The sequence below is a fragment of the Bradyrhizobium sp. SZCCHNS2022 genome (genome assembly GCF_032377575.1).
Lineage (GTDB): Bacteria > Pseudomonadota > Alphaproteobacteria > Rhizobiales > Xanthobacteraceae > Bradyrhizobium > Bradyrhizobium aeschynomenes.
Window position 1 is genome coordinate 6,703,749 of sequence record NZ_JAUHHZ010000001.1, and the last position, 16,098, is coordinate 6,719,846.

Genomic DNA, 16,098 nt, shown 5'->3' on the forward strand with positions numbered 1-16,098 from the left:
GTGATGCGAAGACATGACGCGGCGCAGCCGCGCCTGATCCTGTCGTCACTGAAGGGGGACAATTGGCGCGCTCTATAGCCCAAGGTCCCGCCTAAAACAAGCCAAGGTCGCCAAACAAGCCAGGGCTCGCATCCCCACCTTGGTAAGTTTCCGGATTTGCCAAGGCCGGGGCGGCAGGCCTATCACGACGAGAGATTGGATGAATTCTTAGGTGGCCCCATGAGTGCAGTGGAACGGCTTGACGAGCGGCAGAGCGCTGCCCCCCTGGCGCAGGAGGCGGTCGAGGATGCCGTCGCCGCCGTCGAGGCGCTGACCGAGCCGGCCGCCCCGGTCCGCCGCTCCAAGCTTCGCCCGTTGCTGGCGCTGGCGCCCTACATCATGCGCTACCGCTTTCGCGCCGTGCTGGCCCTGATCGCGCTGACGGTTGCCGCGCTCACCACGCTGCTGGTGCCGGTCGCGGTCCGCCGCATGATCGATTTCGGCTTCACGCCGAAGGGCATCGAGCTGATCAACAGCTATTTCAGCGTGATGATCGCAGTGGTTGCCGTGCTCGCGCTGGCAAGCGCCGCCCGCTACTATCTCGTCATGACGATCGGCGAGCGCATCGTCGCCGACATCCGCCGCGACGTGTTCGCCCATCTGATGTCGCTGTCGCCGTCGTTCTTCGATTCCGCGCGCTCCGGCGAGCTGGTGTCGCGGCTCACCGCCGATACGACGCAGATCAAGTCGGCGGCCGGCGCCTCGGTCTCGATCGCGCTGCGCAATCTGCTGCTGTTTCTCGGCGCCACCGCGATGATGGTGTTCACCAGCCCGAAGCTGTCCTTGTTCGTGCTGCTGGCGATCCCGCTGATCGTGCTGCCGCTGGTGGCCTTCGGACGCTGGGTGCGCCGTCTGTCGCGCAACGCGCAGGATACGCTCGCCGATGCCTCGGCCTATGCCTCGGAGCTGGTCGGTGCGATCAGGACCGTGCAGGCCTACACCAGCGAGAAGCTTGCGGCCGGCCGCTTCGGCGGCGAGGTCGAGCAGGCCTATGAGGCGGCGCGGGTCTCGACCAAGGCGCGCGGCGTGCTCACCGCGATCATCATCTTCATCGTGTTCTCCAGCGTCGTCGCGATCCTCTGGGTCGGCTCGCATGACGTGCTGACCGGCAACATCAGCGCCGGCCGGCTCGGCCAGTTCGTGCTCTATGCGGCCTTCGCCGCCGCCGGCCTCGGCCAGCTCTCGGAGGTCTGGGGCGAGGTCTCGGCGGCCTCGGGTGCTGCGGAGCGGCTGTTCGAGCTGCTGCACGTCCAGCCGGAGATCACCGCGCCCGCACGGCCTGTGGCGCTGCCTGAGCCCGCGCGCGGCGACATCGGCTTCGAGCGCGTCGGCTTCGCCTATCCGAGCCGTCCCGACGTCCGGGTCCTCGAGGACGTGTCGTTTGCGATCCGTGCCGGCGAGAAGGTCGCGATCGTCGGTCCGTCCGGCGCCGGCAAGAGCACGCTGTTTCATCTCTTGCTGCGCTTCTACGATCCGGCGTCAGGCACGATCTCGGTCGATGGCGTGCCCGTGCGCGCCGCCGATCCGCGCAAGGTGCGCGAGCGGATGGCGCTGGTGCCGCAGGAGTCCGTCGTGTTCGCGACAAGCGCGCGCGAGAACATCCGCTTCGGCCGCCCCGAGGCCACCGACGCCGAGGTCGAGCGCGCCGCCGACCTCGCCCATGCCAGCGAGTTCATCCGCCGCCTGCCGGAAGGGTTCGAGACCCAGCTTGGCGAGCGCGGCGTGACCTTGTCCGGCGGCCAGCGCCAGCGCATCGCGATCGCGCGCGCCATCCTGCGCGATGCGCCGCTGCTCTTGCTCGACGAGGCGACCTCGGCGCTCGACGCCGAGAGCGAGACCCTGGTGCAGACGGCGCTCGAAGGCCTGATGAAGGACCGCACGACGCTGGTGATCGCGCATCGTCTCGCGACAGTGTTGTCCTGCGACCGCATCCTGGTGATGGACCGTGGCCGGATCGTCGAGCAGGGCACGCATTCGTCGCTGGTCGCCGCCAATGGCCTCTATGCGCGGCTGGCGCGGCTGCAGTTCGAGACCGTGTAGTTTCAGCAACACCCGTGGACGGTCTGCAACACCGCGAATTCTCGTCGCAGACCCTGCAACCTTTCTGCAGCTTTATACGTTCCCTGCGCGAAACTTCATGGCGCCATTCATGCTGTGGCGCCCATCGCACAGGATGAATGACCATGCCCTATCGTCGTGGCAGCTTTGCCCTCACGCCGCCGTCGTTCGTGATCTTCGCCATCGCGCTGGTGCTCGCGCTCGTCGCGATGCTCGCGCACTACATGCACGCCTCGGTGCCGCTGCTGTCCGCCGCCCACGCCTTCGACGCGCTGGCGATCGCCTTCGTGGTGCTGACGGTGGGCGTGCTGTTTCGTGGCGTGTAGTTGCTGATATTGCTGCCACTCGGTGTCGTCCCGGCGAACGCCGGGACCCATAACCCCGGTCGAATGTTTGGTAGTCGAACATAGCCACATCGTTCTTCGCAACACCTCTGCTGCGGAGATGGGTCCCGGATCTGCCCTCGCTACGCTCGGTTGTCCGGGACGACAGCGGTAGGTTCGGCCGGCGGCGGTGTGTCTGTGCCTAGGGCGTCCACGCCATCCGCAGCACCGGGCGGCCGGAGGTCGGGTTGACGTCCTCGCCGGCTTCGATGAACCCACATCGCTTGTAGAAGCGGATGGCGCGGGCGTTGTCTTTGTTCACCAGCAGCGTGATGCCAGACGGAGACCGCTGCTTGGCGGCGTCAACGAGCTGCGTCGCGAGCGGTGAGCCCCAATGCTGCGGTGACACCACGAGCTGATCGAGGTAGCCCGTCTCGTCGATGGTGACGAAGCCCGCGAGCATTCCCTCCACCTCGGCCACGATGACCTCGGCCTTGGGGACCAGCTCGCTCCGCCACCGCTCGCGCCACCACGGCACCCGCGCGGCGAAATCGATAGTAGGATAGGCGAGCTGCCACGTCTCCTGCCACAGCGCGATCGTCGCGTCTTCATCGGCGGCGCGATAGGGACGGAGGGTGAAGGGCGACGTCACCGCTCCGTCAGCTTCAATTCGATGCGGCGGTTGCGGCGGAAGGCGTCCTCGGTGTTCGCGGGATCGAGCGGCTGGAATTCGGCAAAGCCCGCCGCGACCAGACGTTGGGCGGGAACGCCGAGCGAGATCATATATTGCACCACCGAGATGGCGCGCGCCGACGACAATTCCCAGTTCGACTTGAACACCGGGCTGTTGATCGGACGAACGTCGGTGTGGCCGTCGACCCGCAGCACCCAGGAGATCTCGGCTGGAATTTGCTTGTCGAGGTCGACCAGGGCCGTTGCCACCGAGTTGAGCTCCTGCTGTCCCTCGGGCAGCAGAGTCGCCTGTCCGGTGTCGAAGAACACCTCCGACTGGAATACGAAGCGGTCGCCGACGACGCGGATGTCGGGACGGTTGCCGAGGATCGCGCGCAGCCGGCCGAAGAACTCCGAGCGGTAGCGCGTCAGCTCCTGCACCCGCTGAGCCAGCGCGACGTTGAGGCGCGAGCCGAGATCGGCGATCCGGCTCTGCGATTCCTTGTCGCGCTTCTCGGACGCATCGAGCGCGTCTTCGAGCGCCGCGAGCTGACGTCTGAGCGCGCTGATCTGCTGGTTGAGCACCTCGATCTGGGCCAAGGCCCGCGCCGTGACCTGCTTCTCGGAATCGAGCGCGCGATTGAGCTCCGAAGCGCGTCCTGCGGCATTGCTGCCGGCATTGGCGAGCCCGTCGTAGAGACCCTTGATGCGGTCGCGCTCGGCCTCGGCATTGGAAAGGCCGGCGCGCAGCTGCGCGACCTGGTCGTCGAGCGACAGCTTGCCGAGCTTCTCCAGCGACAGCATCTCGTTGAGCTGCGCGATCTTGGCGTTGAGCTGCTCCAGCGCCTTGTCCTTGCCGGTGACCTCCTGCGACAGGAAGAACTGCACCACCAGGAACACGGTCAGCAGGAACACGATCGACAGCACCAGGGTCGACAGCGCGTCGACGAAGCCCGGCCAGTAGTTGAGGCCGGACTCTCCCCGGCGGGAACGGGCCAGCGCCATTCAGCGTCTCCTCGGAACTGTAAACGCGAGCGCGAATACCGCGCTAGCTCTTCTCCGTCTGCCGCGCCAGCCGCTCCAACAGCCGCTTGATCTCGCGGTTCTGCTCGCCCTGGCCGTCGGCCCACTCGCGGATCATCTGCTGCTCGGTGCGCATGTGCGCGACCAGGCCCTGGATCGCTTCGGCGAGGTTGGCCATGGCCGCGGTGGCGCCGCGATTGGAGCCTTCCTCCATCGCCGTGCGCAGCCGCTCGATGGCCACTGAAAGATCGGCGCCGGTGTCGCCGGTGCCGCCGTATTCCCGCACCGTGCCGGCCAGCCAGTCCTCCAGGTCGGTATAGAAGCGGTTCTGCGCCTGGCTCGACTGGAGGTCGAGGAAGCCCAGGATCAGCGAGCCGGCGAGGCCGAACAGCGAGGACGAGAACGAGATGCCCATGCCGCTGAGCGGAGCCGCGAGGCCGCCCTTGAGGGTATCGAACAGCGCGCCGGCGTCGCCGCCGACCTTGAGCCCATCGATCACCTTGCCGACCGAGCCCACGGTCTCGATCAGGCCCCAGAAGGTGCCGAGCAGGCCGAGGAAGACCAGCAGGCCGGTCATGTAGCGGGAGATGTCGCGGGCCTCGTCGAGCCGGGTGGCGATGGAGTCGAGCAGGTGGCGCATGGTCTGCTGCGAGATCGACATCCGCCCGGTGCGCTCGCGGCCGAGGATGGCGGCCATGGGCGCCAGCAGGACCGGATGGCGGGGCACCGCCAGGCCGGGATCGGCGATCCGGAAATTGTTCACCCAGGAGACTTCCGGATACAGCCGGACGACCTGCCGGAATGCCAGGATGACGCCGATCAGGAGCACCGCGCCGATCAGGGCGTTGAGGCCGGGATTGGCGAAGAACGCCATGATGATCTGCTTGTAGAGCACGACCCCGACCAGGGCGCACAGCACCAGGAAGACCAGCATCCGCACCAGGAAGATCCGGGGCGTGGACAGTTTGGTCGGGTCGACGCCCATGGCGGAGCGGGGAGGGGAGCCTTGAGGCATTGTCGATGACATCCGTTGCGGGGACCGGTCCCGGAAATCCACTATGGCATAGCAGGGTGCGGAGAACAGCCGCGATCGGCGCAATCCCCGTCCCTGCACGGAACCATGGCTGAAACCGGCGGGCATCCGCGGCGTAGTTAGTCCCGTTGGCTCTTATCTAGCGGGAATGCCCGGGCTTTGTCATGACCATCGTTGATTATCTGCAGGCGCTGCTGGTGCTGGCTTTGGCGCTCTCCCTGCTCATGGCGGCCGCCTGGGTGGTGCAGCAGCGCACCGGAAATTCCGGCTGGGTCGACACGATCTGGACATTTTCCGTCGGCCTCGTCGGGTCCGCCGGCGCGATCTGGCCCGTGGGCGGTGATGCTCCCAACGCGCGGCAATGGCTGGTCGCGGTGCTGGTGGCGATTTGGTCGCTCCGGCTGGGCGGCCATGTCGCGGCGCGAAGCCGTGGCATGTCCGATGATCCGCGCTATGCCGAGTTCGCCCGGCAATGGGGGGACGCCGCGCCGCGGCGGATGTTCTTTTTCCTGCAGCAGCAGGCCTGGGGCGCGATCCCGCTGGTCTCGGCCATGTTCGTCGCAGCGCACGCGCCAGCCGCCGAGTTGCGGCTGCAGGACTATCTCGGCGTCCTCGTGCTGTTCATCGGCATCGCCGGCGAGGCGCTGTCCGATGCCCAGCTCAAGGCGTTTCGGGAAGATCCCGTCAACAAGGGCAAGGTCTGCGACGTCGGCCTGTGGCGCTGGTCGCGGCATCCCAACTATTTTTTCGAATGGGTGTGCTGGCTCGCCTATCCCGTCATCGCGTTGTCACCTGACAACCCCTGGGGGATCGCCAGTCTGCTGGCGCCGCTGCTGATGTACTACATCCTGGTCCACGTCACCGGCATCCCGCCGCTGGAAGAGCAGATGCTGCGCTCGCGCGGCGACCGCTACCGGGCCTACCAAGCCCGCACCAGCGCGTTCTTCCCCCTGCCGCCCAATCCTGCTGCGAAGTAACGGAGCCCGAGCATGAGCTTCATCTCCACCATCATCGGCGCCGCGGAACGTGTGCCGCTGCCCGACGCCGTGATCCGCGCCGCCATCCAAGAATTGTGCGCCCGTACGGCGACGCGGCTCGGGGGTGTCAATGCCATGGGGGACGCGGAGTTCGCCCGCCTGCTGACGACGCGTCCGATCGCGGAGCATACCGATGCGGCGAACAGCCAGCATTACGAGGTGCCGGCCGCGTTCTTCGCCCGGGTGCTCGGGCCGAACCGCAAATATTCCTGCTGCTTCTACAAGGAGCCGGTCTCGACGCTTCAGGAGGCGGAGGAGGAGGCGCTGCGCCAGACCGTCGCCAATGCTGATCTGCAGGACGGCCAAAGCATCCTCGAGCTTGGCTGCGGCTGGGGCTCGCTGTCGCTGTTCATGGCCCGGCAGTTCCCGCATGCGAAGATCACCGCGGTCTCGAATTCGCACTCCCAGCGCCGCGCGATCGAGGAATTGGCCGAAGCGCGCGGCCTGCTCAATCTCCGCGTCGTCACCGCAGACATGAACCACTTCACCCCGGAGGCGCGCTTCGACCGCGTCGTCTCGGTCGAGATGTTCGAGCACATGATGAATTGGCGCGAGCTGCTGTCGCGCGTCAGATCATGGCTGGCGCCCGACGGACGGCTGTTCATGCATATCTTCACCCACCGCACCGGTTCCTACCTGTTCGATCGCAACGATCGCGAGGACTGGATCGCACAGCACTTCTTCACCGGCGGCATCATGCCGAGCCACGGCTTGATCCGGCAGTACGAGGATCTGTTCGCGGTCGAGAAGGAATGGCGCTGGAGCGGCACGCACTATCAGCGGACGGCCAAGGACTGGCTGGCTAATTTCGATGCCGACCGCGACCGCATCCTGCAGGCGCTGCAGCCGGTCTATGGCGACGACGCCACGCTGTGGATGCGCCGCTGGCGCTGGTTCTTCCTCGCCACATCGGGCCTGTTCGGCCACGACGAGGGCCGCGAATGGGGCGTCAGTCACTACCGCCTGCGGCCCGTCAACTAAGCCGCAGATCGCAGTAGGAATCCGCCGGAACTTGAGCGGGATTCGCGTTTCGCTGTGCGGAACCTGCGGGAACTTGCTTGCCACAATGCGCTCACAATCGAGTGAATCGTAAAAACGCTCGATTGTTCAATCAAGTAGCTCGTGTGACATCAAGCCGCCCGGCTGCTGCGTTGCGTCGCAGCACCGCGCTTTTATGGTGCGGGACACGCTCGGCTCCAGAATGGGCCATGACCCGGTCATCCGGTCGACTCCTTTCCAACATGATCCAGGGGCTCCAAGACTCATGTCTCGTTTTCGCGCGTCGCTGCTCAGCAGTGCATTGATGCTCGCAGCCGCGCCGCTGCTGGCCGGCTGCAACGAAGGTTCTCAGGCTCAGGCTCACGCCAATGAGCAAGTCGTGGTTCCCCACGTCGGCATCGTCACCGTCGAGCAGAAGGCGCGGGCCATCGTCCGCGAGCTGCCCGGCCGCATCGCACCGACCCGCGTCTCCGACGTGCGGCCGCGCGTTTCGGGAATCATCGTCGAGCGGCTGTTCCGCCAGGGCAGCGAGGTCAAGGCCGGCGATCCGCTCTACCGCCTCGATCAGAAGCCGTTCGAGGTCGAGATCCTGTCGAGCCGTGCCGCGCTCGCCAAGGCCGAGGCGGTGCATGAGCGCGCGGTGCAGCAGGCCAATCGCATCGCCCAGCTGTTCAAGGAGCGCGCGGCCCCGGCGGTCGAGAACGAGAAGGCGATCTCGGGGGAGCGGGAGGCCGCGGCCGACATCGAGGCGCGCAAGGCGGATCTCGCGCGCGCCCAGCTCAATCTGGACTACGCCACCGTGCGCGCGCCGATCGACGGCATCGTCGGCGCGGCCCAGCTCAGCGAGGGCGCGATTGCCGTGCAGAACGAGACCTCGCTGGTGACGATCCAGCAGCTCGATCCGATCTATGCCGATTTCACCCAGTCGGTCAGCGAGCTCAACCGCCTGCGCCGCGCCTTCGAGTCCGGCGATCTCGATCAGATCTCGCCCGACGCCATCAAGGTCCGTCTCGTGCTCGACGACGGCACGCCCTATTCGATTCCGGGCCGGCTGCTGTTCTCCGACGCCAAGGTCGATGCCGCCACCGGGCAGGTCACCTTGCGCGGAGAGTTCGCCAATCCCAAGCGCGAGCTGTTGCCGGGCATGTATGTCCGCGTCCGCATCGAGCAGGGCATCGACAGCGACTCGGTCGCGGTTCCGCAACAGGCGGTGCAGCGCAATGCCGCCGGCGGCTCCGAGGTCTATGTCATCCGCGACGACAGCCGCGCGATCGTGCGTCCGATCCGCACCGGACCGGTGCAGGATGGCCTGGTGCTGATCACCGACGGGCTGCGCGCCGGCGACAAGGTCGTGGTCGACGGCTTCCAGAAATTTGCCGCCGGCGACAAGGTCGCGCCGCAGGTCTGGACCGAGGTCAGCGCGGCGGCCCAGCTCGAAACGAAGTCAGCGTCGCGGTAAGTCCTGATGCCGAGTTTCTTCATCGACAGGCCGATCTTCGCCTGGGTCGTCGCGCTTTTCATCTGCCTGATCGGCTTGATCGCGATCCCGCTGCTGGCGGTGGCGCAATATCCGATCATCGCGCCGCCATCGATCTCGATCTCGACCAGCTATCCCGGCGCCTCGCCTGAGAACCTCTACAATAGCGTGACGCGGCTGATCGAGGAGGAGCTCAACGGCGCCTCCGGCATCCTCAACTTCGAATCGACCAGCGACTCGCTGGGGCAGGTCGAGATCACCGCGAACTTCGTGCCGGGCACGTCGACCAACGACGCCTCGGTCGAGGTGCAGAACCGCCTCAAGCGCGTCGAGGCGCGGCTGCCGCGCGCGGTCATTCAGCAGGGCATCCTGGTCGAGGAAGCCTCCGCCGCGGTGCTGCAGATCATCACCCTGCAATCGACCGACGGCAGCCTCGACGAGGTCGGCCTCGGCGACTTCATGATCCGCAACGTGCTCGGCGAAATCCGCCGTATTCCCGGCGTCGGCCGCGCCACGCTGTATTCCACCGAGCGCTCGTTGCGCGTCTGGCTCGATCCGGCCAAGCTGATCGGCTACGGCCTGACCGCCGACGACGTCACCAAGTCGATCGGCGCGCAGAACGCGCAGGTCGCCTCCGGCAGCATCGGCGCGGAGCCCGCGACCACCGTCCAGCGCACTTCGGCGCTGGTTCTGGTCAAGGGCCAGCTCGATTCGCCGGACGAGTTCGGCGCGATCATCCTGCGCGCCAATGCCGACGGCTCCACGGTGCGGCTGCGCGACGTCGCCCGCATCGAGATCGGCGGCCTCAGCTATCAGTTCAACACCCGCTTGAACGGCAAGCCGACCGCAGGTCTCTCGGTGCTGCTGTCGCCGACCGGCAACGCGCTGGCGACCGCGAGCGCGGTCGAGGCCAAGATGAAAGAGCTGTCGCGCTTCTTCCCCTCGAACATCACCTATGAGATCCCCTACGACATCACGCCCGTGGTGAAGGCCTCGATCAAGCGCGTGCTGATGACGCTGGTCGAAGCCGTGGTGCTGGTGTTCGTGGTGATGTTCCTGTTCCTGCAGAACATCCGCTACACCATCATCCCGACCATCGTCGTCCCCGTGGCGCTGCTCGGCACCTGCGCGACGTTGATGCTGGTCGGCTACTCCATCAACATGCTGACGATGTTCGGCATGGTGCTCGCGGTCGGAATCCTCGTCGACGACGCCATCGTTGTGGTCGAGAACGTCGAACGCATCATGAGCGAGGAGGGGCTGTCGCCGAAGGAGGCGACGCGCAAGGCGATGAGCCAGATCACCGGCGCCATCATCGGCATCACCTTGGTGCTGATGGCGGTGTTCGTGCCGATGGCGTTCTTTCCCGGCTCGGTCGGCATCATCTACCGGCAGTTCTCGATCACCATGGTGGCGGCGATCGGCTTCTCGGCGCTGCTGGCGCTGTCGCTGACTCCGGCGCTGTGCGCGACCCTGCTGAAGCCGGTCGAGGCCGGCCACGGCCATGCCCGGACCGGTGTGTTCGGCTGGTTCAATCGCTTCATGGATGGCAGCCGCAACCGCTATGTCGGCGTCGTGCGCGGCGGCTTGCGGCGTACCGGCCGACTGATGCTGATCTACGCGATCTTCATCGTCGGCCTGTCCTGGGCCTTCATCCAGCTGCCCGGCGGCTTCCTGCCGGTCGACGACCAGGGCTTCATCACGACCGACGTGCAGACGCCGGCGGATTCCTCCTATGCGCGGACGCAGGCGGCTGTGGAGGCTGTCGAGAAGTATCTCGCCAAGCGCGAGGGCATCGAGGACGTCACCTTCCTCACCGGCTTCAGCTATGCCGGCCAGGGCGTCAACACCGCGCAGGCCTTCATCTCGCTGAAGGACTGGTCGGAGCGCGGCAAGCACGACAGCGCCGCGGCGCTGGTCGCCGACATCAACCGCGATCTCGCCGGCTTGCGTGACGCCAAGATCACCGCGTTGCAGCCGCCGCCGATCGACAATCTCGGCAACTCCTCGGGCTTCAGCTTCCGCCTGCAGGACCGCGGCCAGAAGGGCTACACCGCGCTCGTTGCGGCCGCCGACCAGCTCATCGCCGAGGCCAATGCCAGCCCGGTGCTGCAGAAGGTCTACGTCGAAGGCCTGCCGCAAGGGCCTCAGGTCAATCTGATGATCGACCGCGAGAAGGCCGGCGCCTTCGGCGTCACCTTCGAAGACATCAACAACACGATCTCGACCAATCTCGGCTCGAACTACGTGAATGACTTCCCCAATCGTGGCCGCATGCAGCGCGTCGTGGTACAGGCCGACCGCATCAGCCGCATGAATGCGGACGACATCCTCAACTACAGCGTCAAGAACGCCAAGGGACAGCTGGTGCCGTTCTCGTCGTTCGCGACCATCCAATGGGCGAAGGGGCCGACCCAGATCGCGGGCTTCAACTATTACCCGGCGATCCGCATCTCCGGCGAGGCGAAGCCGGGCTTCACCTCGGGCGACGCGCTCAACGAGATGGAGCGGCTGGCGGCCAAGCTGCCGCGCGGCTTCGGCTATGAATGGACCGGCCAGTCGTTGCAGGAGAAGCTGTCCGGCTCGCAGGCGCCGCTGCTGCTCGGCCTGTCGGCGCTGGTCGTGTTCCTGTGTCTCGCCGCGCTGTACGAGAGCTGGACGATTCCGCTCGCGGTGCTGCTGACGGTGCCGCTCGGCATTCTCGGCGCGGTGGTCGCGGCCAATCTGCGCGGGCTGTCCAACGACGTCTACTTCACCGTCGCGCTGATCACGATCATCGGTCTCGCCGCCAAGGACGCGATCCTGATCATCGAGTTCGCCAAGGACCTGCGCGCGCACGGCAAGCCGCTGGTCGAGGCGACCGTCGAGGCATGCTCGCTGCGCTTCCGCCCGATCATCATGACCGGCCTCGCCTTCGTCTGCGGCGTGCTGCCGATGTCGATGGCGACCGGCGCCGGCGGCGCCAGCCAGCAGGCGCTCGGCACCAACGTCATGGGCGGCATGATCGCGGTGGTGATCCTGGCGCTGCTGATGGTGCCGGTGTTCTTCGTCTCGGTGCAGCGCGTTCTGGCAGGGGATCGTGAGAAGACGGAGAAGGGCGCGGAGCCGCAAGCCTATGGACCGCCGGCGCCGGTGAAGCCGTAGATGATCGCAATCGCGATGGCTCGCTCGAGCGATTGAGCCGCAATCTCGCCACGCTGGCGGTGCGCTGCCATCCTCGCCAGGAGGAGGGAAGTGCACCGCCGATGCGGGAAATGGTGCTCCAATCCTGGCAACTGGAGTTCCCCGCTCGCTGCGTGTATTGTTCTCCGACATGTAACGGATACGGCATGTCGATGATCTCTCGCAAATCTGTTCTCGCATTCGCGCTCGCCGCCATCTGCCTTGGTGGTCAAGCTGCGGAAGCCCAGTCCGGTCCTGTGAAGTACTGGCTCCCCGGCTGGCCGGTCGGCTTCAGCGACTCCGGCAGCCTCGACTCCTATGGCAATTTTCCGAGCTTTGCGGCCGATGGCCGCGACAGCGGCTTCTTTGCGCGTCGCTACAGCGTGTCCAGCAACTGGGCGTCGCTGGCGGGCGTGGGCCTCAGCTCGAACATCATCAACCGCTATGGCGCGCTCGGCACTTACACCACCGAAGGCGCGCAATACGGCTACACCTTCAAGAGCGGCGTCAGCTTCTACGGCGGCTTCGAGGCGCTGAAGGTCACTCCCGGTCTGGGTGGCCCGTTCGCGACGTTCGACGGGCGCTCCACCTCGACGCCGGCTTACGCGATCAACGGTGGCGTCGAGTTCAAGCCGACCTCCAATGTCAGCCTGTCGCTCGGCTTCAGCTATGCCGGCCAGTCGTCCGATCGCATCGACAGCGACATCAACTCCCCGGCACTGCCCGGTGCTACGCCGCAGGCGTTCACCAGCGGGCGCAGGTAGCTTTTCGCGGGCAGAGCCCAGCCGTCAGCTCCACCCTCGGTGTCGTCCCGGACAAGCGCGCGGCACGCGCGCGCCGATCCGGGATCCATAACCACAGGGAGATGTTTGAGGCACGCTGGTCGACCGTTCTCGCTTAATCGCGGCGGCCGGTGGTTATGGGTCCCGGCTCAAGGCCGGGGCGACACCGCGCGTGGAGCGACGGCCGCGCCAACATCACCCAGCACCGTCATGCCCGCGAAGGCGGGCATCGAGTAAACGCAATTGGTCGTGTTCATCACAGCCGTCACGGCGTACTGGATCATCCGCTTTCGCGGATGATGACAGCGAGCGAGAGGCGATAGCCTGGGTCCAAACGCCAGTAAGATCGGACCCCTACGCCGCCGCCTTCAGCACCTTCACCAGCTCGCGGTGGATGACCTCGTTGCCACACACGACGTGCCCGGTCGCCAGCGCGTCTTCCTTGCCGTCGATGCCCGATACCGTGCCGCCGGCCTCGCGCACCATGATCATGCCGGCTGCGATGTCCCAGGGCTGCAGGTCGCGTTCCCAATAGGCGTCGAAGCGGCCGGCGGCGACGAAGGCGAGGTCGAGCGAGGCGGCGCCGAAGCGGCGCAGGCCCGCGACCTTGACCTGCAGCGAGGTCATCTCGCGCAGGAACTGCTGGTGGTCGCCGCGGCCGATGTGCGGCAGGCCGCAGGCGATGACGCATTCATGCAGCTGCTTGCGCGCGGCGACGCGCAGCCGCTGGTCGTTGAGGAACGCGCCCTTGCCGCGCTCGGCGATGTACAGCTCGTCATTGGCCGGGTTGTAGATCACGCCGGCGATCACGGTGTCCTCGCGCTGGAGCGCGATCGAGATCGCGAATTGCGGGATGCCGTGCAGGAAATTGGTGGTGCCGTCGAGCGGATCGACGATCCAGGTGTGCGACTTATCGCTGCCTTCGCGCTTGCCGCCTTCCTCGCCGAGGAAACCATAGCCGGGCCGGGCCTTGGAGAGATCCTCGTACAGCATCTCCTCGGCCTTCTTGTCGGCGCGCGAGACGAAGTTCGCGGGCCCCTTCAGCGACACCTGGAGGTGCTCGATCTCGCCGAGATCGCGCTTGAGGTTGCGGCCGGCCCGGCGCGCGGCCTTGACCATGACATTGATGAGGGCGGAGTGAATCATGTGCTCGATGCGCTGGGCTGACCGCACCTTGCGGTGCGCGCCTCGCCTGGATCAGGACGAAGGCGGGTGAAACGGCTGGCTGTGGGTGCCCTGAAGGGGCCGCCGCGTCAAGGGCGGATCAGATGCCGGTCAAGCCCAGGTTACTTGATCGTGCCGAGCCAGCGCTTGGCGGCCTGCTCGCCCTTGGCGCGATCCTCGGGCGGCATGTCGGCAAATTTCTCGTCGAGCTTGGGGTCGCCCTTGCCGGCGGTCTTGGCCACCAGGTGCCATTTATAGGCTTCGACCTTATCCATCTGGGTGGCGATCCCGTACAGCAGCACCCAGGCGAGGCGGTTCTGGGCCACCGGGCTGTTCTGCCGGGCTGCCCGGCGCAACAGCGAGATCGCGGCGGGCTGGTTCTTCGGCACTCCGGTGCCGTTGAACAGCGCGATGGCGTATTCGACCTCGGCGTCGACATTGTCGGCGATCGCCGCCGCCTGCAGCAGGCGGGCGGCCTTTTCCAGATCCTGCGGGACGCCGGTGCCCTCCTTGTAGAAGGTCGCCAGCGCATATTGCGCCTCCGGATTGCCGGCGTCCGCGGCCATCCGCAGCAGCTCGGCGGAGCGCCTCAGGTCCTGCGGCAGCGTCTGGCCGTCGAGATAAAGCAGAGCGAGATTATAGGCCGCCTTGGGCTCGCCGAGCTTGGCGGCGGAGGCGAGCAGCTTCACCGCCTCCGGCTTGTCGACGGGGCCGCCGCGCCCGGCCAGCCGCATCATCGCCAGCGCGAACATCGCCTCGCGGTCGCCGGCCTCGGCGGCGCGCTTGTACCAGATCGCCGCCTTCTCATAGTCGCGGCGGATGCCCTGGGCGTTCTCATAGAGCTGCCCGAGCATCGCCATCGCCTTGGGATCGCCGGCCTGCGCACGCGGCGTCGCCAAGTCGAAGGCTGTCTTGTACTGGCCCCGCTGATAGGCGCCGTAGACCAGGTCCACATTGGGATCGTTGGCCGCAGCCGGAGGCGTCGGGGCGGGCGCCGGCGCCGCCGGCTTGGCTGACGGGGCGGGAGCCGGCTTCTTCGCTGCGGCCGCCGGCGGCGCCGGCGGTTTCGGCTTCTCGGCGGCCTTCTCGGCAGGTTTGGGCTTGTCGGCCGGCGGCTGTTGCAAGGCCGGTGGCGTCAACGAGATCTGCGCGCGCGCGCCGGGCCCCAGGGCCAGGAGCGCAGCAACGAGGCATGTCAGGCGCAGCACCGTCATCGCCAGCCGTTCAGCCCTGTCCAGCGACGGCGGCCGGCGCCGCCGCGTGGGCCTGCCGGATCGTCGCACCGATGTCGGCCAGCGCGGCTGCCGGCCCACGCGGATCGCTCCAGACGAGATCGTCGACCAGCACGAAATCCGCTCCCGCGGCGACGAAGTCGGCCGCTTCCTTCAGCGAGATCGCATAGCCGACGCAGGGCGGCTCGAACAGCTCGGCCCACCACGCCAGACGCTCGTTGACGGCATCCGGCGACGGCCGCCGGCCCTGCGCGTCGCGCTCGCCGAACAGCACGTAGTCGGCGCCGAGCTCTCCGGCCCGCATTGAATCATGCCGCGTCGACAGTCCGCCGCCCCCGGCGATGCGGTCCGGCTTGAGGCCGGGCAACGCGTCTTCCAAGGCGGCAATGCCGGTCAGATGTGCGCCGTCGGCGCCCGCACGTGCCACGATGTCGGGATGGCCATCGATCAACAGCGCCGCGCCGGCGCCCTGAATGGCCGGCACCAGCGCCTTCACGGTGGTGATCATGCTGCGCGGATCGCTGTCCTGAAGCCGTACCAGCACCGCGGCGACGTCGGCGCTGGCGAGGATCGCGGGCAGGCTGGCGGCAAGCGCCGCGGCGTCGGTCACCACCGGCGTCGCCAGATAGAGGCGCGGCTCGGGCCGCGCGGATGTGGTCTTGCCGGACACTTAGGCCGCCTTCTTCTCGCGCAACGCCACCAGGTAGCGGGGGTTTCCGTCATTGTCGATGCGGTGAGGCACGGTCCGCCATGGGGCGAGGCGTGCTCTCTGCGGGTAGTACGCGGAGCGGTGATCCGCAAGCCTGTCGCGGGCCGCTTTACCGGCGGCGGGATAGCCCAGGCCGGGCGCCGCCGTCGCAGCGGCGACGGTGGTGAATGCGAAGATGTCCATCATCTGCTCCAGACGGCATCTGCCCTGCCCGTCAAACTAGACGGTTCTCGGGCCGTTGCCGAGCAAACATTGGCCGCAGCTGAGGCAGGCTCTCACAGAGGTGAACGGGGAGTTCATTGTCGTGGGTTGAACGATCTCTCACGTCCGCGGCGGTCGGCTCCCCTCCCCGCAAGGGCGAGGGGAGCTCACCGGGGTCGCGGCAAGC

The 16,098-nt window shown here is 66.9% G+C and carries 14 protein-coding genes; 7 read left to right on the plus strand and 7 right to left on the minus strand.

Annotated features, from left to right (window positions below; all coding sequences use genetic code 11):
* The first annotated feature begins 219 nt into the window (after positions 1–219).
* Positions 220–2,079: an ABC transporter ATP-binding protein/permease gene (locus tag QXZ94_RS29940; RefSeq protein WP_315724489.1), complete on the plus strand. Its 1,860-nt coding sequence runs from the start codon at positions 220–222 to the stop codon at positions 2,077–2,079.
* Positions 2,080–2,222: 143 nt separating this feature from the next.
* Entirely contained in the window at positions 2,223–2,423 is a 201-nt protein-coding gene (locus tag QXZ94_RS29945; RefSeq protein ID WP_172110014.1) for a hypothetical protein, read from the plus strand.
* A 199-nt stretch (positions 2,424–2,622) separates the two neighbouring features.
* On the opposite strand, the gene QXZ94_RS29950 is transcribed toward QXZ94_RS29945, so the two are convergent.
* From QXZ94_RS29950 to QXZ94_RS29960, 3 genes are read right to left on the minus strand one after another with little or no spacing between them, the layout of a single operon-like run.
* Positions 2,623–3,072: a GNAT family N-acetyltransferase gene (locus tag QXZ94_RS29950; protein ID WP_315724492.1), complete on the minus strand. Its 450-nt coding sequence runs from the start codon at positions 3,070–3,072 to the stop codon at positions 2,623–2,625.
* On the minus strand, positions 3,069–4,097 hold the full coding sequence (locus tag QXZ94_RS29955; RefSeq protein ID WP_172110012.1) for a peptidoglycan -binding protein: 1,029 nt from the start codon (positions 4,095–4,097) through the stop codon (positions 3,069–3,071). The genes QXZ94_RS29950 and QXZ94_RS29955 overlap by 4 nt, the downstream gene beginning before the upstream one ends.
* Before the next feature lie 43 nt (positions 4,098–4,140).
* Complete coding sequence (locus QXZ94_RS29960) at positions 4,141–5,130, minus strand: MotA/TolQ/ExbB proton channel family protein (protein ID WP_172110011.1); 990 nt, start codon at positions 5,128–5,130, stop codon at positions 4,141–4,143.
* 182 nt (positions 5,131–5,312) lie between these two features.
* Here QXZ94_RS29960 and QXZ94_RS29965 point away from each other — a divergent pair, with 182 nt between their 5' ends.
* The 5 genes from QXZ94_RS29965 (at position 5,313) to QXZ94_RS29985 (ending at position 12,587) form a co-directional block, all read left to right on the plus strand.
* Complete coding sequence (locus QXZ94_RS29965) at positions 5,313–6,125, plus strand: DUF1295 domain-containing protein (RefSeq protein ID WP_315724495.1); 813 nt, start codon at positions 5,313–5,315, stop codon at positions 6,123–6,125.
* A 12-nt stretch (positions 6,126–6,137) separates the two neighbouring features.
* On the plus strand, positions 6,138–7,166 hold the full coding sequence (locus tag QXZ94_RS29970) for a cyclopropane-fatty-acyl-phospholipid synthase family protein (RefSeq protein WP_315724498.1): 1,029 nt from the start codon (positions 6,138–6,140) through the stop codon (positions 7,164–7,166).
* A 283-nt stretch (positions 7,167–7,449) separates the two neighbouring features.
* Positions 7,450–8,643: an efflux RND transporter periplasmic adaptor subunit gene (locus tag QXZ94_RS29975; protein ID WP_315724500.1), complete on the plus strand. Its 1,194-nt coding sequence runs from the start codon at positions 7,450–7,452 to the stop codon at positions 8,641–8,643.
* Positions 8,644–8,649: 6 nt separating this feature from the next.
* Entirely contained in the window at positions 8,650–11,805 is a 3,156-nt protein-coding gene (locus QXZ94_RS29980; RefSeq protein WP_315724502.1) for a multidrug efflux RND transporter permease subunit, read from the plus strand.
* 185 nt (positions 11,806–11,990) lie between these two features.
* Positions 11,991–12,587, plus strand: coding sequence for a hypothetical protein (locus QXZ94_RS29985; RefSeq protein WP_315724504.1), 597 nt, complete (start codon positions 11,991–11,993; stop codon positions 12,585–12,587).
* Between the two features lie 372 nt (positions 12,588–12,959).
* Here QXZ94_RS29985 and QXZ94_RS29990 read toward each other — a convergent pair whose 3' ends face one another.
* From QXZ94_RS29990 to QXZ94_RS30005, 4 genes are all read right to left on the minus strand, one after another.
* Positions 12,960–13,751 (minus strand): inositol monophosphatase family protein, encoded by a 792-nt coding sequence (locus QXZ94_RS29990; RefSeq protein ID WP_257166422.1) that lies wholly within the window; start codon positions 13,749–13,751, stop codon positions 12,960–12,962.
* 140 nt (positions 13,752–13,891) lie between these two features.
* Positions 13,892–14,983, minus strand: a complete 1,092-nt coding sequence (locus QXZ94_RS29995) for a tetratricopeptide repeat protein (protein WP_315724508.1) — start codon at positions 14,981–14,983, stop codon at positions 13,892–13,894.
* 10 nt (positions 14,984–14,993) lie between these two features.
* The gene (locus QXZ94_RS30000; RefSeq protein ID WP_315724510.1) at positions 14,994–15,671 is read right to left on the minus strand and encodes a thiamine phosphate synthase; all 678 of its coding nucleotides are present in this window, start codon (positions 15,669–15,671) and stop codon (positions 14,994–14,996) included.
* Positions 15,672–15,893, minus strand: a complete 222-nt coding sequence (locus tag QXZ94_RS30005; RefSeq protein WP_315724513.1) for a hypothetical protein — start codon at positions 15,891–15,893, stop codon at positions 15,672–15,674. It abuts the gene before it with no gap.
* Positions 15,894–16,098: the final 205 nt, after the last annotated feature.